We start from the raw sequence: 19418 nt of genomic DNA, 5'->3' as shown, positions 1-19418 counted from the left end.
TGTGTTCGTTAACGATAAATTAACACTATGCCTACATGGCAGCGTGGTCGACGACGACCTTCATACTTACAATAATCACCACTTTGTTTCAGGATTCGATTATGAGCCAAACATCAACACTAAAAGGCCAGTGCATCGCAGAGTTCCTCGGTACCGGGTTGTTGATCTTTTTCGGCGTTGGGTGCGTCGCTGCGCTCAAGGTCGCAGGAGCCAGCTTCGGTCAATGGGAAATCAGCATCATCTGGGGTCTGGGCGTCGCAATGGCGATTTACCTGACCGCGGGCGTGTCCGGTGCTCACCTTAACCCGGCGGTTACCATCGCGCTGTGGCTGTTCGCCTGCTTTGACGGACGTAAAGTTGTTCCTTTCATCGTTGCGCAATTCGCTGGCGCCTTTTGCGCTGCGGCATTAGTTTACGGGCTTTATTACAATCTTTTCCTCGATTTCGAACACTCGCATAATATGGTGCGCGGTAGCGTCGAAAGTCTTGACCTGGCAGGAATTTTCTCCACTTATCCGAACCCGCATATCAATTTCATGCAGGCTTTCGCGGTAGAGATGGTGATAACCGCTATCCTGATGGGCGTGATTCTGGCGCTGACCGACGACGGCAACGGCATCCCACGCGGCCCGATGGCGCCGCTGCTGATTGGCCTGTTAATCGCCGTCATCGGCGCATCCATGGGCCCGCTGACCGGCTTTGCGATGAACCCGGCGCGCGATCTTGGGCCGAAAACGTTCGCCTGGCTTGCCGGCTGGGGCGAGGTCGCCTTCACCGGCGGCAAAGATATTCCCTATTTCCTGGTGCCGCTGTGCGCGCCGGTGGTTGGTGCCGCGCTGGGCGCGTTCGGCTATCGCAAGCTGATTGGCCGCCACCTGCCTTGCGACATCTGCGAAGTCGAGGAGAAGGAGAGCACCTCCACCTCTACGACGCAACACAAAGCTTCGCTGTAATCTGACTACGAGACTCATACTATGACCGACAAAAAATATATCGTTGCGCTCGACCAGGGCACCACCAGCTCCCGGGCCGTAGTGATGGATCACAATGCCAATATCGTCAGCGTTTCTCAGCGTGAATTTGAACAAATTTATCCTAAGCCAGGCTGGGTTGAACACGACCCGATGGAGATTTGGGCCTCGCAAAGCTCCACGCTGGTTGAAGTGTTGGCGAAAGCGGATATCAGCTCCGACGAGATCGCCGGTATCGGCATCACCAACCAGCGTGAAACCGCCATCGTCTGGGAACGTGAAACCGGCAAGCCGATTTATAACGCCATCGTCTGGCAGTGCCGCCGTACCGCCGAGATCTGCGAGCAGCTCAAGCGTGACGGCATGGAAGAGTACATCCGTAAGGCCACCGGCCTGGTCGTTGACCCGTACTTCTCCGGCACCAAAGTGAAGTGGATCCTCGATCACGTTGAGGGCGCGCGCGAACGCGCTAAGCGCGGCGAGCTGCTGTTCGGCACCGTGGACACCTGGCTGGTGTGGAAAATGACCCAGGGCCGCGTGCACGTCACCGACTACACCAACGCCTCGCGTACCATGCTGTTCAACATCCATGAGCTGGACTGGGACGACAAAATGCTCGACGCGCTGGATATTCCGCGCGCCATGCTGCCGGAAGTGCGTAAGTCCTCCGAGATATACGGCCAGACCAACATCGGCGGTAAAGGCGGCACGCGTATTCCTATCGCGGGTATCGCGGGCGACCAGCAGGCGGCGCTGTTCGGCCAGCTGTGCGTCAAAGAGGGGATGGCGAAAAACACCTACGGCACCGGCTGCTTTATGCTGATGAATACCGGTGAGAAGGCGGTGGCCTCTACCCACGGCCTGCTGACCACCATCGCCTGCGGCCCGCGCGGAGAAGTTAACTATGCCCTGGAGGGCGCGGTATTTATGGCCGGCGCCTCTATTCAGTGGCTGCGCGACGAGATGAAGCTTATCAACGACGCGCTGGATTCTGAATATTTCGCCACCAAGGTGAAGGATACCAACGGCGTGTACGTGGTCCCGGCGTTTACCGGCCTCGGCGCACCGTACTGGGACCCGTACGCTCGCGGCGCGATCTTTGGCCTGACCCGTGGGGTCAATGCCAACCACATCATCCGCGCCACCCTGGAGTCTATCGCCTATCAGACCCGCGACGTGCTGGAAGCGATGCAGGCTGACTCCGGCATCCGTCTGCACGCGCTGCGCGTCGACGGCGGCGCGGTCGCCAACAACTTCCTGATGCAGTTCCAGTCCGATATTCTCGGCACTCGCGTCGAGCGCCCGGAAGTTCGTGAAGTGACGGCGCTGGGGGCGGCTTACCTGGCCGGTCTGGCGGTTGGTTTCTGGCAGAACCTGGACGAGCTGCAGGAGAAAGCGGTGATCGAGCGCGAGTTCCGTCCGGGGATCGAAACCACCGAACGTAACTTCCGCTACAGCGGCTGGAAAAAAGCGGTGAAACGCGCCCTGGCGTGGGAAGAGCACGAAGAGTAATCCCGCCAGCGAACTCCCCGGCGGCACGGCGCTGACCGGGGATGCGGCTTATGCGAACAGCAAGTTTAAACGCCCGGACGCGCGCACAGCAGCGCCTCCGGGCTTTTTTTAGCCAAAAATCGGCAACAGCAAATACAGCTTAATCACTAACGCATTAACAATATCAATAAAGAATGCGCCGACCATCGGCACCACCAGGAAGGCCGTATGCGACGGCCCAAAGCGGTCGGTAATCGCCTGCATATTGGCAATCGCCGTTGGCGTCGCGCCGAGCCCAAACCCGCAGTGGCCCGCAGCCAGCACCGCGGCATCATAGTTTTTCCCCATCATTCGATAGGTCACGAAAACCGCATACAGCGCCATCGCCACCGCCTGTACCACCAGGATAGCCAGCATCGGCAGCGCCAGCGATGCCAGCTCCCACAGCTTCAGGCTCATCAGCGCCATCGCGAGGAACAGCGACAGGCTAACGTTGCCCAGCACCGATACCGCGCGCTCAAACACGCGATAAAAGCCCAGCAGCGCCAGGCCGTTGCTGAGGATCACGCCGATAAACAGGACGCACACGAAGGTTGGCAGCTCAAACACGCTTCCCGCCAGCAGTTGCGCAACCACCCTCCCGACCGTGAGACAGATTGCGATCAGGGCAATGCTTTCAATCAGCACCAGCGAGGTAATCACCCGCCCAACGTCCGGTTTTTCAAAAGCGGTAGGCGTTACCTGATCGTCCGGCGAACCCTCCGGAGACGAGGAGTGCTTGACCAGGTAACGCGCCACCGGGCCGCCAATTAGCCCACCGAGCACCAGGCCGAAGGTTGCGCACGCCATCGCCACTTCGGTGGCGTTGGCAAAGCCGTAGCGTTCGACAAACAGCTTGCTCCACGCCGCGCCGGTCCCGTGGCCGCCGGAGAGCGTGATGGAGCCGGCCAGCAGGCCCATCAGCGGGTCGAGGCCCAGCAGCCTTGCCATCCCGATGCCGAGGGCATTTTGCAGCAGCAGCAGCCCCACCACCACGATCAGGAACGTCCCCACAACTTTACCGCCCGCCCGCAGGCTGGCGAGATTGGCATTCAGGCCAATGGTCGCAAAAAAGGCCAGCATCAGCGGGTCTTTCAGGCTCATATCGAAATCAATTTCCCAGCCCATGCTTTTTTTCAGCACCAGCAGCGCAAGCGCCACCAGCAGGCCGCCGGCAACGGGCTCAGGGATAGTATATTTTTTCAGGAAGGGGACGGTGTGGACGAGCTTTCTGCCCAGCAGCAGCACCAGCGTGGCGGCAACGAGCGTCGATAAGGTATCGAGATGAAACATAAAAAGAGCTCCTTAAAGGCGCATGATCCATTCACACGCGACGATATTCCCGGTGTCGATTGTTTCTCATCATGAGTAATCAGGGACGGATTTTAAGCAGAAAGTGGCATAAAAAAACAGGGAAACATATTTTGTATTGCTGATGATGCGATTTAGCATACAAAATGTTAATGACTTATCCCTCCATGTTTTCGGCGGAAATATTTTGTCTCAAACACTGGCAAACGTTTGCTTTTGCACTACAGTCCGATAAAATTCCCGCTTTGCCACCTTGGGATTGCTTGTGATGTCCGTGAATACCGCCGAGCCCGAAAATGCGCAATCGGTTGCGCATAAACAAACCAGCGAATTAATCTACCGCCTCGAAGACCGCCCCCCGCTTCCACAAACGCTGTTCGCCGCCTTCCAGCACCTGCTGGCGATGTTTGTTGCGGTGATCACGCCGGCGCTATTAATTTGTCAGGCTCTGGGTCTTCCCGCCCAGGATACGCAGCACATCATCAGCATGTCGCTGTTCGCTTCCGGTGTGGCATCCATTATTCAGATTAAGGCCTGGGGACCGGTAGGCTCCGGGCTGCTCTCCATCCAGGGCACCAGCTTTAACTTCGTCGCCCCGCTGATTATGGGCGGTACCGCGCTAAAAACCGGCGGCGCCGACGTGCCGACGATGATGGCCGCGCTGTTCGGCACCCTGATGCTGGCCAGCTGCACGGAAATGGTTCTCTCCCGCGTCCTGCACCTTGCACGACGCGTCATTACCCCGCTGGTCTCCGGCGTGGTGGTGATGATTATCGGCCTGTCGCTGATTCAGGTCGGCCTGACCTCCATCGGCGGCGGCTACTCGGCGATGGCCGACCACACCTTCGGCGCGCCAAAAAACCTGCTGCTGGCGGGTATCGTGCTGGGGTTGATCATTATTCTTAACCGCCAGCGCAACCCGTACCTGCGCATCGCTTCGCTGGTTATCGCGATGGCGGCCGGCTACCTGGCGGCATGGCTGCTCGATATGCTCCCTGCCAACACCGCGCCAACCGACAGCAGCCTGATTATGGTGCCCACCCCGCTCTATTACGGCCTGGGGATCGACTGGAACCTGCTGCTGCCGCTGATGCTGGTGTTTATGATCACCTCGCTGGAAACTATCGGCGATATCACCGCCACTTCTGACGTCTCCGAGCAGCCGGTTTCCGGTCCGCTGTACATGAAGCGTCTGAAGGGCGGCGTGCTGGCCAACGGCCTGAACTCGTTTGTCTCCGCGGTATTTAATACCTTCCCGAACTCCTGCTTCGGTCAGAATAATGGCGTGATCCAGCTCACCGGCGTGGCCAGCCGCTACGTCGGTTTTGTGGTAGCGCTGATGCTTATCGTACTCGGGCTGTTCCCGGCGGTGAGCGGCTTTGTGCAGCATATCCCTGAGCCGGTGCTCGGCGGCGCAACGCTGGTGATGTTCGGCACCATCGCCGCATCCGGCGTGCGTATCGTCTCCCGCGAGCCGCTGAACCGCCGGGCGATCCTAATTATCGCCCTGTCGCTGGCCGTCGGTCTCGGCGTCTCCCAGCAGCCGCTGATCCTGCAGTTCGCCCCCGACTGGCTGAAGAACCTGCTCTCCTCCGGTATCGCCGCCGGCGGTATTACGGCGATTGTGCTGAACCTGGTCTTCCCGCCAGAGAAAAGCTGATCTCGCCCAGCTCCCCGGTCGCACGCGGCCGGGGCAGCCTGAAGTCTGCCCCCCTTAGCGCCCTCACATCATCTGATTACACAATTCCTGTCTTGAGGATTGCGCATAATTCGGGCATAACAGCCTTATGTGCCTCGCTCAGGATGTAAGACCATGAAATTGCCTGGAAAGTTGATTCTCTGGCTGCTGACCGCCCTGCTGGTCGCGATCGTAGCCGCCTGGTTCCTGCTACAGACCCACTGGGGCTCGCGTCAGGCCAGCGCCTGGCTGAGCGACGGCACCGGCTGGCAGGTCTCCTTCGATGCGATGGATCACGACTTCTCTTCGCCTCTCCACCTGCAGCTGCAGAACGTGACGTTCGGTCGCGACGGCAAGCCGCCGACGCTGGTTGCCAAAACGGTGGATATCGGCTTCAGCACCCGCCAGTTCAGCGATCCGCTGCATGCCGATGAGATTGTGCTCAGCGACGGAACGTTAAACCTCTCCCCCTCTTCCGCCTCTCTGCCTTTTGCCGCCGACCGCCTGCAGCTGCGCAATATGGCGTTTAATAGCCCGGAGACCGGCTGGGAGCTCAGCGCGCAACGGGTAACCGGCGGCGTCAGCCCGTGGGCGCCGGAAGCGGGCAACGTGCTGGGGAAAAAAACGCAAATTCAGATGAGCGCGGGCTCGCTGACGCTTAACGGAGTTGAGGCCAGCAACGTCCTGATTCAGGGCGCTATCGATAATGGCGAAGTCACGCTCTCCACACTTGGGGCCGATATCGCTCGCGGAACGCTCACCGGCAACGCCAAACGCAGCGCCGACGGCAGCTGGCTGGTCGATAACCTGCAGCTGAATGAAACCCGCCTGCAGAGCGATAAGGCGCTGGCTGACTTCTTCACCCCGCTGACCACCGTCCCTTCGCTGCAGATTGGCCGCCTCGATGTGACCGATGCCAGCCTGCAGGGCACCGACTGGGCGGTCACCGGCCTCGACCTCAGCCTGCGCAACCTGACCCTGAGCCACGGCGACTGGCAGAGCGAGGACGGAACCCTGTCGATGAACGCCAGCGAATTCATTAACGGCTCGCTGCACTTCCTCGATCCGATCCTTAATGCCGAGTTCTCGCCGCAGGGTATCGCCCTGCGTCAGTTTACCTCGCGCTGGGAAGGCGGGATGGTGCGCACCTCCGGCCGCTGGCTGCGCGACGGCAAGGCGCTGGTGCTGGATGACACCGCCTTTGCCGGGCTGGAATATACCCTGCCGGAAAACTGGAAACAGCTGTGGATGGAGCCGCTGCCGGCGTGGCTGCAGAGCCTGACGCTGAAGAAATTTGGCGCCAGCCGCAACCTGGTTATCGATATCGACCCGCAGTTCCCGTGGCAGGTCACCGCCCTCGACGGCTACGGCGGCGAGCTGCAGCTGGTGAAGGATCGGCGCTGGGGCGTATGGAACGGCAGCGCGACGCTCAACGCCGCTGCCGCCACCTTTAACCGCGTTGACGTCCGGCGCCCGTCGCTCAAGCTCAGCGCCAACGCCTCAACGGTCAATATCAACGAGCTTAGCGCCTTTACCGAGCGCGGTATTTTACAGGCTACCGCCGCGGTGTCGCAGCTGCCCCAGCGCCAGGTTAACCTCAGCCTGAACGGGCGCGGCGTACCGCTAAACGTCCTGCAGGCGTGGGGCTGGCCCGCGCTGCCGGTTACCGGTGACGGTAATTTCCAGCTAACCGCCAGCGGCAGCGTGCTGGCCGACGCGCCGCTCAGGCCGACGGTGAACGGCCAGCTCAGCGCAACCAATATGGAAAAACAGCAGGTTGCGCAGGTGATGCGCAGCGGTGAGGTGAGCGGCGCCCAGCCCGCGCCCGTCGCGCCCTAATTTCCTCGTCCTCCAGCCTTCTCCCTGCGGGGAGAAGGCCCACGATATTTCCCGCCCCCGAAACCTGTTGCCATTTTGCGGCTGTTTGTACCTATTTCCCGCAACCTGTTCCTTTCAAATAGCAGAATTGCTATAACCAAAACACTGGAAGTCAAAAAAATAATTAAAGTCCCTGTACCTACAAAAATAAAAGGAACAACTATGTCCGCAATACGTCAACATGCTCTGGAGAATATGCAGAAATTCTCCAGAGCGATGATCGGTGCAGTATTGTTCTTGCCGGTCATCGGTTTAATTCTGGCACTCAGTTCTGTATTAACCAACCCAACCTTAATTTCTGAAACCAGTTTTTTACACCAGCTTGGGCAGCTGCTCGGCGATACCTTCTGGCCATTATTCGGCAATCTCGGTTTACTCTTTTGCGTCGGTATTAGCTACGGCCTGGCAAAAGATAAAAAAACGGAAGTGGCGCTGGTTTCGGTCATGTGTTTTATCATGTTTCTGGGCGCCAACCATTCGTGGCTGGAGCATACTCACGGCATTGCCGAAAAAATTAACGGCGAATATTACGGCACCGGTCAGACGCAGATCTTAGGGTTTGTGGTGGTCGATATGGGGGTGTTCCTCGGCATTATTCTCGGCTGCACCATCGCCTGGGTACATAATAAAGTCTCCACCATTGAGCTGCCCGGCGCGCTGTCGATGTACGGCGGCGCGAAGCTGACCCTGGTGGCCATGACGCCCGTTATCATCTTCTACGCTATCGCCTTCACCTGGATCTGGCCGTTTATGACCCACGGTATCGCGGCGTTAACCGGGTTTATGAAAAACGCCGGCGTCGCGGGCGTCTTCGTCTACGGTTTCTTTGAAAAATTCCTCATCCCCACCGGCCTGCACCATTTCGTGTGGTCGCCGTTCCAGCTAACGCAGATCGGCGGCACGCTGAACGTTGACGGCCAGGTCGTTTCCGGTACTCAAGCCATTTTCCTCGCCTATATGCGCCATCCGGACCTCACCCCGGTGATGAACGACGCCCTGCGCTTCTCCCAGCAGGGGATGACCACGATCTTCGGCCTGGCCGGCGCCTCGCTGGCGTTTTACCACACCGCGAAGCCTGAGAAGAAGATGCTGGCCAAGGCGATTCTGCTGCCCGCCATTATCACCTCCATGCTGACCGGGATTACCGAGCCCATTGAGTTCACCTTCCTGTTTGTTTCACCCCTGCTGTGGGTGATCCACGCCACGTTAACCGCCGCCTCGCAGGCCATTTGCGACATCTTCACCGTTCGTCCGTGGGGCGCATCCGGGCTGATCGAATTCCTGATTTATAACCTGCCGCTGCCGGTTTCCCTCACCCGCTGGCCCGGCTACGTGCTGATCGGCATCGGGCAGTTTGCCGTCTACTACGTTATTTTCCGCACCCTGGTAGTAAAACTGAATTTAAAAACCCCGGGCCGCGAAGACGACGAAAACGTGAAGCTATATAGTAAAGCGGACTATCGTAAAAAGATGAACGATAAGTCGGCGGTCACCGATGAAATTATTAATGGCCTGGGCGGTAAGGATAATATTATCTCCGTTGATAACTGCTTCACCCGCCTGCGGGTTGCGATTAAAAACATGGATCTGGTTGACGACGATATATTAAAAAGCACCGGTGCCAATGGCGTGGTGCGCAACAGAAATGAAGTACAGGTTATTTATGGCGTCAAGGTGGGACAGGTTCGTTCCCGGGTTGATAGCTGGCTCGCAGAAAATTAATCAGGAGTTATTTATGAAATTAACCGTATTAGGCGGGGGCGGCGTTCGCTCCGCGTTCCTGGCAAAATCACTGGCTTATAACGCGCACCGCATTGGTTTAACGGAAGTGGTATTTCTCGACAGCTCCGCTGATAACCTGGCCGTCTTCGGCGAGATCGCCCGCTACGTCTTTCAGGCTATCCGCCCGGATATTGATTTCAGCGTTACCCGCGACCCGGTCGCTGCGCTGACGAATACTAATTACGTTATTACCACCCTGCGGGTCGGCGGCGACGAGAGCCGTATTCGCGACGAGCGCATTGCGCTTGAGCATAATACTTTAGGCCAGGAGACCACCGGCGCCGGCGGCTTTGCCATGGCGATGCGCTCGATTCCGGCGATTCTGGACTACTGTCGCCTCATTGAAGAGCACGCCGCCGAGGACGCGATCCTGTTTAACTTCACCAACCCGTCGGGTCTGGTGACCGAGGCGATTATTAAGTCGGGCTTTAAGCGCCGGGTGTACGGTATCTGCGATGCGCCGTCGGAGCTGATTCGCGAGCTGCCGGAGATCCTCGGCTGCGACGAGCGCGACCTTGGCGTCGAGTGCTACGGCCTGAACCACTTCTCGTGGTTTACCCACTTCACGGTGCGCGGCGAGGACGTGACCGAGCGCCTGATCGCCAGCCCGGATCTGTATCGTAAAACGGCGATGCAGTATTTCTCACCCGAGCTGGTAGAACTGTGCGACAAGCAGCTGCTGAACGAATATCTCTACTATTACTACTACCGCGAGGTGGCGTTAAAAGCGATTCAGGAAGCGCCGGAAACCCGCGGGGAGCAGATCGCCCGCATCAACCGCGATATGCGCGATGAGCTACAAACCGTTGACGTACAGGCCAATCCGGAAGCGGCGTTCAATATCTGGATGAAGCACTACCTGCGCCGGGAAAACAGCTATATGCAGAATGAGTCGCGGCAGGAGAAGTTCCATACCCGCGAGCCGCTCACCCTGCAGCAGTTTATCGAAGAGCCGGATACCGGCGGCTACGCGGGCGTGGCGCTCGATATTCTGGAGGCGGTCAACAGCACCACCACCAAGCGTATCGTGGTGTCGATATCCAACAACGATACCCTCGACTTCCTGCGCCCGGATGACGTGATTGAGATTAGCTGCGATCTGAGCAAAGACGGCCTGAAGCCGGTCACCCCGGCGCACGTGCCGACGGCGCAGAAGAACATGATCGCCAGCGTCAAGGAGTATGAGCGTCTGGCGGTAGCGGCGATCCTGCAGCGGGATAAGTCGCTGGCAATACGGGCGCTGATGGCCCATCCGCTGGTCGGCTCCTGGTCGCTGGCGCAGAAGCTGGTTAACGCCTACCTCGACGATAAGCTGGTTGCCGACTGGCGGTAATCACCGCCGGCCTCCGGGCCGCTGCCTCAACGCCGCAGCCCGGAAGCGCTGCGGCACCGCGTCTAAGAGGCGTCGCCCGCCTTCCCTTTCGAAGTCTGAATAAACCACATCTTCAGAAAGCGCTCAAAGCCCAATATGCAGTAGCCGAAAAACGGGTTGCTCCAGTAAATATCGTCATCAAACTTCTGCGGGTCGTGAATAATAAACGCGGTATCCGCCGCCTGGGCCAGCGGGCTTTGATAGTCGCCGGTAAAGCAGACCAGGTTAATCTCTTTCCCCTCCAGCGCCTTCACCCAATTTAGCGCCGAGCTGCTGCGCCCGGATTTAGAAATTATCCAGATCGAGTCAAATTTGGCGGCGTTTTTCTGTTCGAGAATTTCATAATCAGGCCACAGCGCGAGGCTGGCGTTTACGCCGGTCACCAGAAACTTATTATAAATATATTGCGCAATCAGCTGCGAGAAGCCGCTGCCGTGGACCAGGATGCGGTGCTGCTGCAGGCTTTCCAGCAGCGGGGTGACCTGCTCTGCCGGCAGAATGCTCATATAGTCGATGTCATTGGTAACATCGAGCTTAGGCATGGTGATATTGAATTTAATAAAATAGACCAGCTCCAGCCAGCCGCTGAACTTAAGCTTCTTTGCCAGACGCACCAGTGAAGAGGGGTTGCTGTAGCAGCGCTCGGCGACGGCGCGGATCCCCTCCCGCACGCAGCGTTCAGGATCGTGCTGAATAGAGCGCAGGACGGTCATTTCCGTTTTGCTCAGCTTAACGTCACGAAAGATGTTTTCTAGATCCATTCCGGGCTCCTCTCAGCGGCAGAGTACGCTACCACCGAACGGCAAAACTGTCTGTGGCGTGAGTCACCGCAATGAAACGGAAATTACTTTTTGCTAATAAATGGAATAAAAAAACCCTTTCATCGCTGCCGTATCGGCTGCGGACTGAAGCAAAAACGTCCCCGTCGTCCTTCCAGAGGAACATCGGTTCAGGCTTTTCTTCACGATAAGACATCGTTCGCCGCATCTTTCGGGGCTTTTTTGCCGGGCAAATCGACGCGGCAACCCCTGCGAAGACGATATTGCGCTAACGCGCGAGAATGTAAAAAAGTGTAAGCCACGGATTTTGAAGGGATTTGACCAGGAGTGTTCTGTAAAGTCCAGTTTTAACAGTAAAAAAGTGCGTTTAGGTATGTGGTAAATGACTGAAAGTAGCTATAATGCGCCCCGCCTCCATGTAGCAATCGAGGCGCGGAAGATCGTCATCTCCGGTGAGGTGGCTGGACTTCAAATCCAGTTGGGGCCGCCAGCGGTCCCGGGCAGGTTCAACTCCTGTGATCTTCCGCCAGTTGCTCCCTCTGCGATACCCTTCTTATTGTCAATTCTGTACCAGGCGTTCTACGCTTGTAATAGCTCATTCAGTCCGCCATTAAAATCCGTTCTGAAATCTGCATATTTTTTAGTTTTCAAGACTTCAGGAATCTGACAGTTTTTCAGTAATACTGGTAAAACCTGTATACGCCCTCTTTTAATTTCCTGCCAATATTTGGTTTGCCATGCCCTTTCGGGCTCGTCGAGAAGAGACTGCGTTAACTCAGATAAAGCCATTCCTTAAAACGTTTGCCAGATGCTCATATTGCCTGCTCTCAGCGTCAAAACTTTGGGTAGCCGCTCCCGGATGCTCCATGTTAACCCGTTGGCTAATGAAATTAATTTGCGGTTTCTGGCATACTGACCATTCAAAGGTGGTTACCTGGAGGCCATATGACAGATGAAAACCTGACGCTATCACCGGCAGGGGAATTTGTAATTTTCAGCAGCGGTGATGGAGAGGTACGCATTGAATGCCGCTTCGAACAGGAAACATTATGGCTGCCACAGGCAACGATCGCGCATCTGTATCAGGTAACACCTCAGGCCATCACACAACATATAAAAGCTATTTATGAAGAGGGTGAGCTTGAACAAGATGCAACCTGTAAGCCTTACTTACAGGTTCAACAGGAAGGGGATCGTAAAGTAAGTCGCAAGACTCTTCATTACAACCTTGCGGTCATTCTCGCCGTTGGCTATCGCGTCCGCTCGCCTCGCGGGGTTCAGTTCCGCCAATGGGCCACCCAAACGCTGCAGGAATATCTGATCAAAGGCTTTGTTATGGACGATGAGCGGTTGAAGAATCCGCCCGTTGGCCCATCCGCGGTACCTGATTATTTCGATGAGATGCTTGAGCGTATCCGCGATATTCGGGCCAGCGAGCGCCGGGTTTATTTACGGGTGCGGGAGATCTTTGCGTTAGCTGCCGACTACCAGCCGTCGCTGAAGGAAACGACGCAGTTTTTTCAAACCATCCAGAATAAGCTGCATTTCGCCTGTACGGGCTATACCGCAGCCGAACTCATCCAAAATCGCGCTGACGCCAATAAACCGCATATGGGTTTGACCAGCTATAAAGGTGAAGAGGTGCGTAAAAGTGATGTCACGGTAGCAAAAAACTACCTTAATCAGAATGAAGTCAGCGAGCTTAATCGGGTCGTGAATATGTGGCTGGATTTTGCCGAAGACCAGGCACGCCGTCGACAACAGGTATTTCTGCACGACTGGCAGGAAAAACTCGATCAGTTTCTTCAATTTAACGATCGTGAAGTTCTGCAGGGCTCCGGTACAATCGGTAAGAAAATAGCCGACGAAAAGGCACAGGGCGAATATAGTCAGTTTGCCGAGCAGCGGCGGCGATTAAAAGAAGCCGAGGGAGAAAAAGATATTACCGCTTTGCGGCAGTGGGAAAAATAAGGTGAAAAATAACGCGCCACAAACAGCCAGGAGTAGATCAAAGAGGCGCTAATCCTCCCGGTCGTACCGTCGCAGCAGGGCCTCCTTGCCCGCTTCTCATCAGAAGTAGTAGCCAATATTGACGTTAGTGCGGAAATACCATTTTCCGCTGCCCTCGGACTCGGTGCTGGTCCAGCCCGTAGCGTTCAGCGCCCCGCCCCAGGGGTTGGCGTTCTTCGCCCAGCTGAGGTCGACCCACAGCATCACCGGCAGGGCAAATACCTGCACCCCAAGGGTATTCATCTGCGAATCCTGCCAGCCGCTTTTGTCTTTCCACAGCACGCTGTAGTCATTATAGAAACGCAGCTTTGACACCGAGCCCCACTTCACGTCGACGTCGCGGGCGAGGTTTAGCGACGCGGTGGTGCCCTTGGCCGGAATAAGATAGGCCGGCGTCAGGCCGTTGCCGCCCATCAGGATCGTATCGTCGCTGACGCCCGCCGGGTTCTTAGGATCGTACTGATAGCGAATCACCTGCGACGTGAGCTGCCACGGCCCGTTGTGCAGCATTCCGTGCAGGCCTGCCGCCCAGAAGGTGCCGTCATCGTCCGTTTCGCGATTGTGCAGACGCGCCAGCGCCAGCGAGCCGCCCAGCTCGTTACTCCAGCCTCCGCCGCGAAACTCCCGGGCGATGCGGACGTTAACCTGATCGCGCTTCTCGTTACGCTGCTGGTGCTGGCTGGGGTAGAAGGTGTTCTTCAGGCGGCTGTAATCGCCAACCTCCGGCGCGTAGCGCAGGTTTTCCGGCTCCATCCACGGGAAATAAGCTACATCCAGCGACCAGTTTTTATCGTGATATTGATAGTTCACCCCGCTACCGGCATTGACGCCAAAGCCTAAATAAAAGGGAATGCCGTAAGACCAGCCGAATTGTGGATAGGGTTCAAGGCCAAAGGGTTTACCCGGAATACCGAGCGTAATATTATTATTATCGTTTAAACGATATCCCACATAGGCCCGGTCGACGGCATATTTATGGTGATCCTGAAACCAGAATCCGGCGTCGAAGAAATAGTTATTATAAAACCCGCTGCTGTCGATACGAAAGGTATCGAAACGCAGATGCGGCGGATTGCGATAATTACTGCCCTGCCAGTCTTCATAGCGGTAGTTTGCCCGCAGGGCGCCGCCGAAATCCACCCCGGCGAGATTATCGGCGCTGCGCCAGCCGATATGCGGAAACGGCTTTCCTTGCTCCGCCTGCGCGAAGCCTCCGGTACACGCGCCCAGCAGCAGCGCGATCGTTATTTTACGCATAGCACATGCCTCACTTTATATTTTAATAAGCAACAGAAGACCGCCGTCGCTAAATAGCGTCGTTTTAATTAATTTGTCTCAGCAGTGAAACATTCAGCTAAATATTGCGATGAGAATGTTTTTGTCTCAAATATGAAACTCTGTTTATTATTTGATATAAAGAAAGTCGCATGCAGCGTGGCGTGAGTCAAGGCGTAAAATTTGAGCTATAACGCAATATTATTATTCAACGCCAGAGGAGTTAATATTTTTGAAGTTCACGCAAAATTATTCTCAAATATGAAACCGCGGGGCCCATACCGTCCTAACCTTGTGCCGTGAGCTGATTTTCTCTTTTTGAATATAACTCTTATCGCCGTCGGGCCGTTTTTCCCCGTCCGACGCCGGTCTATCCTCGACGCATTCAACCGATGAACCCATTTGAAAACCGGAGAGTATATGAAAGCAATCGCCATCACCCGCGCAGCGGCAGAAGGCCACAATATCCCCTTTTTAAACGCTATCGAGCTGCCGGTTCCGACCGCTGAGGGCCATGACCTGCTGGTTGAGGTCAAGGCCATTTCCGTTAACCCGGTGGACACCAAGGTGCGCGCCGGATTCGATGCCGATACGCCGCGCGTGCTGGGCTGGGATGCGGTTGGTACGGTCAAAGCCGTTGGCGAGGCGGTCACCCTGTTCGCACCGGGCGATGAAGTCTGGTACGCCGGCGCGCTGGGCCGCCCGGGAAGCAACGCGGAGTTTCAGCTGGTGGACGAACGGATCGTCGCCCTCAAGCCGCGCTCGCTGGATAACGCTTCCGCGGCCGCCCTGCCGCTCACCGCCATCACCGCCTGGGAATTGTTATTTGACCGCCTGGGCGTCCAGGAAGGCGGCAACGCGGGTGACACACTGCTGATCGTCGGCGCGGCGGGCGGCGTTGGCTCCATCCTGACCCAGCTGGCTCGCAGGCTGACCGGGATGACGGTGATCGGGACGGCATCGCGTCCGGAGAGCCAGAAATGGGTGCTGGACGCCGGTGCGCATCACGTAATTGACCATAATAAGCCGCTGAGCGAAGAGCTGGCCCGTATCGGAGTGAAGGAAGTGACCCACGTCGCCAGCCTGAACAACACCGAACAGCACTATCTGCAGCTGATTGCCGCCCTTGCGCCGCAGGGCAAGCTGGCGCTGATCGACGATCCGCAAACCCTCGACGCCCGGCCGCTGAAGGCCAAAAGCATCTCGCTGCACTGGGAGTTTATGTTTACCCGCTCGATGTTTGAAACGTCGGATATCGTTGCCCAGCATCAGCTGCTGACCCGCGTCGCCGCGCTGATTGATGATAAAACGATTAAAACCACGCTCGGCGAACACTTCGGTGCGATCACCGCGGAGAACCTGCAGAAAGCCCATGCGCAGCTCGAAACCGGCCGCGCCGTTGGCAAAATCGTGCTGGAGGGGTTTTAAGATGACGGCGGAAGTGATTTCTATCATTGCGGTACTGAAAGCGCAGCCGGGAAAAACCGCAGCGCTGCGCCACGCCCTGCAGGCGCTGCTGCTGCCTACCCGCCAGGAGCCGGGCAACGTCGATTATGCCCTGTTCCAGCTGCGCGATACGCCGGATACCTTCTATATGCGCGAGTCGTGGCGCGGCCAGGCGGCGCTGGAGGAGCATATCGCCCTGCCGCATTTTCAGGACTTTATCGCGCAGATGGACGGCCTGCTGGCCGAGCCGCTGCGCCTGGATTATCTGACGGCCGTTGAACCCTGATGTGACCCCTGATTCCCCCGCCAGCCGGGGGATTATCCACTCTTTTTAACCCTTTGAGCTAAACCCCTCCCGTCCGGCGCTAGCCAGGCTACGCTTAGCGTTGCCGCGCAAAAAACACGTACCTCCCTCCGCCCCATTCAGCACGTTTATTCAGAAGAGGTTTCGCTATGCAGATCAACGCTATTGGTACCCATTCCGCCAGCCAGCCGCTGGCTGCGATGGCCATCTCCCGCCGCGAGCCGGGGCCGCACGATGTGCAGATCGCCATCGACTACTGCGGCGTCTGTCACTCCGACCTACACCAGGCCCGCTCCGAATGGGCCGGGACAGTCTATCCCTGCGTGCCGGGGCATGAAATCGTGGGTCGGGTGACCGCCGTCGGCGACCACGTTACCCGCTACGTCGTGGGCGACCTGGTGGGCGTCGGCTGCATGGTCGACAGCTGTCAGCAGTGCGAAGAGTGTGAGGAAGGGCTGGAAAACTACTGCGACCAGATGGTGCTCACCTATAACGGCCCCACTCAGGATGCGCCCGGCCATACGCTGGGCGGCTACTCTCAGCAAATCGTGGTTCACGAGCGTTACGTGCTGCGCGTGCGCCACCCGCAGGAGCAGCTGGCCGCCGTAGCGCCGCTACTGTGCGCCGGTATCACCACCTACTCGCCGCTGCGCCACTGGAACGTCGGGCCGGGTAAAAAAGTGGGCATCGTCGGCATCGGCGGGCTGGGACACATGGGGATCAAGTTGGCCCACGCCATGGGCGCTCACGTGGTGGCCTTTACCACCTCGGAATCCAAGCGTGACGCGGCCAGAGAGCTGGGAGCGGACGAGGTAGTCGTATCGCGCAACGAGGCGGAGATGGCGGCGCACGTCAAAAGCTTCGACTTTATTCTTAACACCGTGGCGGCGCCACACAACCTCGATGCCTTCACCACGCTGCTTAAACGCGACGGTACCCTGACCCTGGTGGGCGCGCCGGCGACCCCGCATCCGTCGCCGGAGGTGTTTAACCTGATATTTCGTCGCCGGTCGATTGCCGGGTCGATGATTGGCGGGATCCCGGAAACCCAGGAGATGCTCGATTTCTGCGCCGAACACGGCATCGTCGCCGATATTGAGCTTATTCGCGGGGATCAGATCAACGAAGCGTGGGAAAGAATGGTGAAAGGCGACGTCAAATATCGCTTCGTGATCGACAGCGCGACCCTCGCCGGCTAAGCCCCGCGGCGAAAGGTCCGCCGCCATTCTGCCGGGCTGACGCCAAAGCGGGACTTAAACTGCTGGCGCCAGGTGACGGCGGAGCGAAACCCGACCATTTCCGCCACCTGCTCAACGGGCATCTCGCCCGCTTCGAGCAGGATCTGGCTGCGCCGCAGCCGCTCGGCGGTGAGCCAGTCGGCAATGCTCATCCCGGTGGCCTGCGCAAAATGACGGGTCAGGGTGCGGCGACTCATCGCCACCACCTGCGCCAGCGAATCGAGATTATGCGCTTCGTGAATATGCTGCTGGAGATACTCAAGCAGGCAGTTAATGCGCGCATCGCGGGTGCTTTTCGGCACCGGCTGGGCGATAAACTGCGCCTGACCGCCTTCGCGATGGGGCGGAACGATCATCCGACGGGCAATCTGGTTAGCCGCCAGGCTGCCGAAGCGCTGGCGAATAATATACAGGCAGCAGTCGAGCGCCGCCGCCGTGCCCGCCGAGGTGATAATTCGCCGGTCATCGACGTACAGCGCGTTGATATCCAGCTGCACCTGCGGGAACAGGCGCTGAAAATCCTGCTCAAACTCCCAGTGGGTCGCCGCTCGCCTGCCGTCCAGCAGCCCGGCGTAGCCCAGCACGAACGCCCCCAGGCAGAGACCGACAATTTCAGCGCCGTTATCGTGCGCCCGCACCAGGCTATCGAGCAGCGCCTGCGGCGGACGCTGATTGACCGCGCCCCAGTAGGGCACCACCACAATATCCGCCCGCTCAAGGGCGGTAAAATCATCCCGGGCATGGAGGGCGAAGCCGTCGCGGGCGGCCAGCAGCCCCGGCCGCTCGGCGCACAGGCGCAGGTTAAAACGCTTCGTTTCTGACACGCTGTCGCCAAACAGCATGCAGGGAACGGAGTAGTGAAACGGGCTAAACCCTTCCACCGCGACAATCGCCACTTCGGTTAATTTCATCGCTGCCTCCTCTCCCCGTCAGGAAGTTAAAATACCATGCTTTCCCCATCCTGCGGGATGCTGACCACCCCGGCAATCTGGTTGTCAGCCACGTACTCGCTCAGCTCCCGGCGGCTCAGCAGGCAGTGGTTCACCGCCTCCATATGGCCCACCACGATCTGCGCTTCCGGCAGGGTAAAGTGCGTTTTCAGTACGTCTTCTTTGCCCATGATGATCGGCCCAAAGCCAATGACGTGGGCATATCCGGCGTTAAGCACCACCACGTCGGGGCGCAGGCGGATCATGTCGGCTTCGATTTCATCGCGCCAGATGGTGTCCCCCACCAGCCACAGCGTTTTCTCCTGCGGATGGCGCAGCACCACGCCGCAGGCTTCACCCAGACGCTCCGCCATCGCCGGCACGGCATAGGTACGATCGCTCCCGTGCTGCCCGGAGGTGGTTTTCAGCAGGGTCACGCCTTCAAATTCACTGCTCTCAGACAGCAGGCGAATATCGCTAAACCCCTGACCGCGCAGCAGCCGGGCATCGGCATCATGCTGGACAAAAACCGGCAGCGCCTTGGGGATCGCGGCGATCGCCGCCTCGTCCCAGTGATCCTCATGGGTATGGGTCACAATCACGGCGTCAACGTCAATAATGGCAGAGAGCGGTAAGGGGAGCGCCACCAGCGGGTTACGCAGCTCGCTGCGGGCGGTACCGGCAAATCCAGGCCAGGCGGCCTTATCCGCCAGCATCGGATCGATCAGGAATTTTTTACCTGCATATTCAATAATCTGTGTCGCGTTACGGATGTGGGTGATGTTCATGATGCGTATGCCTCTTCGGGGTAATCAGGCGAACATCGTACGTCCCACAAGCCTGGCGCAATATGGGCATTTGGGCAATGATCGATGAGATTGGGCCAACTTTCCCCGCTTGCCAGCCGCCGCCGGC

The 19418-nt window shown here is 57.8% G+C and carries 15 protein-coding genes and 1 tRNA gene; 11 read left to right on the top strand and 5 right to left on the bottom strand.

Features of this window, described 5'->3' with window-relative positions:
• Positions 1–101 precede the first annotated feature (101 nt).
• Together M2416_RS15645 and glpK are read left to right on the top strand one after the other, a co-directional pair.
• Positions 102–953, top strand: coding sequence for an MIP/aquaporin family protein (locus M2416_RS15645; protein WP_041143250.1), 852 nt, complete (start codon positions 102–104; stop codon positions 951–953).
• 21 nt (positions 954–974) lie between these two features.
• The gene (glpK, locus tag M2416_RS15640) at positions 975–2483 is read left to right on the top strand and encodes a glycerol kinase GlpK (protein ID WP_041143251.1); all 1509 of its coding nucleotides are present in this window, start codon (positions 975–977) and stop codon (positions 2481–2483) included.
• A gap of 108 nt (positions 2484–2591) precedes the next feature.
• On the opposite strand, the gene gltS is transcribed toward glpK, so the two are convergent.
• Positions 2592–3794, bottom strand: a complete 1203-nt coding sequence (gene gltS, locus M2416_RS15635) for a sodium/glutamate symporter (protein WP_115191666.1) — start codon at positions 3792–3794, stop codon at positions 2592–2594.
• Between the two features lie 286 nt (positions 3795–4080).
• Between gltS and M2416_RS15630 the strand changes: the two genes are divergently transcribed.
• From M2416_RS15630 to M2416_RS15615, 4 genes are all read left to right on the top strand, one after another.
• The gene (locus tag M2416_RS15630) at positions 4081–5472 is read left to right on the top strand and encodes a nucleobase:cation symporter-2 family protein (protein WP_076946298.1); all 1392 of its coding nucleotides are present in this window, start codon (positions 4081–4083) and stop codon (positions 5470–5472) included.
• Between the two features lie 153 nt (positions 5473–5625).
• Positions 5626–7329, top strand: coding sequence for an AsmA family protein (locus M2416_RS15625; RefSeq protein ID WP_259225606.1), 1704 nt, complete (start codon positions 5626–5628; stop codon positions 7327–7329).
• Between the two features lie 201 nt (positions 7330–7530).
• Entirely contained in the window at positions 7531–9090 is a 1560-nt protein-coding gene (locus M2416_RS15620) for a PTS transporter subunit EIIC (protein WP_041143255.1), read from the top strand.
• A 13-nt stretch (positions 9091–9103) separates the two neighbouring features.
• Positions 9104–10483, top strand: coding sequence for a family 4 glycosyl hydrolase (locus tag M2416_RS15615; protein WP_259225605.1), 1380 nt, complete (start codon positions 9104–9106; stop codon positions 10481–10483).
• Positions 10484–10545: 62 nt separating this feature from the next.
• Here the strand turns inward: M2416_RS15615 and M2416_RS15610 are convergent, their stop codons facing one another.
• Positions 10546–11283, bottom strand: coding sequence for a MurR/RpiR family transcriptional regulator (locus tag M2416_RS15610; RefSeq protein WP_259225604.1), 738 nt, complete (start codon positions 11281–11283; stop codon positions 10546–10548).
• A 452-nt stretch (positions 11284–11735) separates the two neighbouring features.
• Here M2416_RS15610 and M2416_RS15605 point away from each other — a divergent pair.
• A tRNA-Sec gene (locus tag M2416_RS15605) sits at positions 11736–11830 on the top strand.
• A gap of 416 nt (positions 11831–12246) precedes the next feature.
• Positions 12247–13272: a virulence RhuM family protein gene (locus M2416_RS15600; RefSeq protein WP_259225603.1), complete on the top strand. Its 1026-nt coding sequence runs from the start codon at positions 12247–12249 to the stop codon at positions 13270–13272.
• A gap of 99 nt (positions 13273–13371) precedes the next feature.
• Here the strand turns inward: M2416_RS15600 and M2416_RS15595 are convergent, their stop codons facing one another.
• Positions 13372–14568, bottom strand: coding sequence for an OprO/OprP family phosphate-selective porin (locus tag M2416_RS15595; RefSeq protein WP_259225602.1), 1197 nt, complete (start codon positions 14566–14568; stop codon positions 13372–13374).
• Positions 14569–15006: 438 nt separating this feature from the next.
• Between M2416_RS15595 and M2416_RS15590 the strand changes: the two genes are divergently transcribed.
• The 3 genes from M2416_RS15590 to M2416_RS15580 all read left to right on the top strand — a co-directional run bounded on the left by M2416_RS15590 (position 15007) and on the right by M2416_RS15580 (position 17535).
• Entirely contained in the window at positions 15007–16014 is a 1008-nt protein-coding gene (locus tag M2416_RS15590) for a zinc-binding alcohol dehydrogenase family protein (protein ID WP_259225601.1), read from the top strand.
• A gap of 1 nt (position 16015) precedes the next feature.
• Positions 16016–16318: a putative quinol monooxygenase gene (locus tag M2416_RS15585; RefSeq protein WP_076946306.1), complete on the top strand. Its 303-nt coding sequence runs from the start codon at positions 16016–16018 to the stop codon at positions 16316–16318.
• 167 nt (positions 16319–16485) lie between these two features.
• Entirely contained in the window at positions 16486–17535 is a 1050-nt protein-coding gene (locus M2416_RS15580; protein ID WP_041143271.1) for an NAD(P)-dependent alcohol dehydrogenase, read from the top strand.
• Here the strand turns inward: M2416_RS15580 and M2416_RS15575 are convergent.
• On the bottom strand, positions 17532–18485 hold the full coding sequence (locus tag M2416_RS15575) for a GlxA family transcriptional regulator (RefSeq protein WP_259225598.1): 954 nt from the start codon (positions 18483–18485) through the stop codon (positions 17532–17534). The two genes, M2416_RS15580 and M2416_RS15575, sit on opposite strands and share 4 nt — an antisense overlap.
• 26 nt (positions 18486–18511) lie before the next feature.
• Positions 18512–19291, bottom strand: coding sequence for an MBL fold metallo-hydrolase (locus M2416_RS15570; RefSeq protein WP_259225596.1), 780 nt, complete (start codon positions 19289–19291; stop codon positions 18512–18514).
• Between the last annotated feature and the right edge of the window lie 127 nt (positions 19292–19418).

It is taken from the genome of Klebsiella sp. BIGb0132 (assembly GCF_024810075.1).
Classification (GTDB): Bacteria; Pseudomonadota; Gammaproteobacteria; order Enterobacterales; family Enterobacteriaceae; genus Klebsiella; species Klebsiella terrigena.
The sequence above is the reverse complement of the archived record's forward strand: the minus strand, read 5'-3'. Positions and strand labels throughout refer to the sequence as shown.

What these genes read in the sequence shown, in the direction of transcription:
- M2416_RS15595 (WP_259225602.1), bottom strand. Translation starts at nt 14,568, where the DNA reads ATGCGTAAAATAACGATCGCGCTGCTGCTGGGCGCGTGTACCGGAGGC.
- M2416_RS15590 (WP_259225601.1), top strand. Translation starts at nt 15,007, where the DNA reads ATGAAAGCAATCGCCATCACCCGCGCAGCGGCAGAAGGCCACAATATC.
- M2416_RS15575 (WP_259225598.1), bottom strand. Translation starts at nt 18,485, where the DNA reads ATGAAATTAACCGAAGTGGCGATTGTCGCGGTGGAAGGGTTTAGCCCG.
- M2416_RS15620 (WP_041143255.1), top strand. Translation starts at nt 7,531, where the DNA reads ATGTCCGCAATACGTCAACATGCTCTGGAGAATATGCAGAAATTCTCC.
- glpK (WP_041143251.1), top strand. Translation starts at nt 975, where the DNA reads ATGACCGACAAAAAATATATCGTTGCGCTCGACCAGGGCACCACCAGC.
- M2416_RS15610 (WP_259225604.1), bottom strand. Translation starts at nt 11,283, where the DNA reads ATGGATCTAGAAAACATCTTTCGTGACGTTAAGCTGAGCAAAACGGAA.
- M2416_RS15600 (WP_259225603.1), top strand. Translation starts at nt 12,247, where the DNA reads ATGACAGATGAAAACCTGACGCTATCACCGGCAGGGGAATTTGTAATT.
- M2416_RS15630 (WP_076946298.1), top strand. Translation starts at nt 4,081, where the DNA reads ATGTCCGTGAATACCGCCGAGCCCGAAAATGCGCAATCGGTTGCGCAT.
- M2416_RS15645 (WP_041143250.1), top strand. Translation starts at nt 102, where the DNA reads ATGAGCCAAACATCAACACTAAAAGGCCAGTGCATCGCAGAGTTCCTC.
- M2416_RS15570 (WP_259225596.1), bottom strand. Translation starts at nt 19,291, where the DNA reads ATGAACATCACCCACATCCGTAACGCGACACAGATTATTGAATATGCA.
- M2416_RS15585 (WP_076946306.1), top strand. Translation starts at nt 16,016, where the DNA reads ATGACGGCGGAAGTGATTTCTATCATTGCGGTACTGAAAGCGCAGCCG.
- M2416_RS15615 (WP_259225605.1), top strand. Translation starts at nt 9,104, where the DNA reads ATGAAATTAACCGTATTAGGCGGGGGCGGCGTTCGCTCCGCGTTCCTG.
- M2416_RS15625 (WP_259225606.1), top strand. Translation starts at nt 5,626, where the DNA reads ATGAAATTGCCTGGAAAGTTGATTCTCTGGCTGCTGACCGCCCTGCTG.
- gltS (WP_115191666.1), bottom strand. Translation starts at nt 3,794, where the DNA reads ATGTTTCATCTCGATACCTTATCGACGCTCGTTGCCGCCACGCTGGTG.
- M2416_RS15580 (WP_041143271.1), top strand. Translation starts at nt 16,486, where the DNA reads ATGCAGATCAACGCTATTGGTACCCATTCCGCCAGCCAGCCGCTGGCT.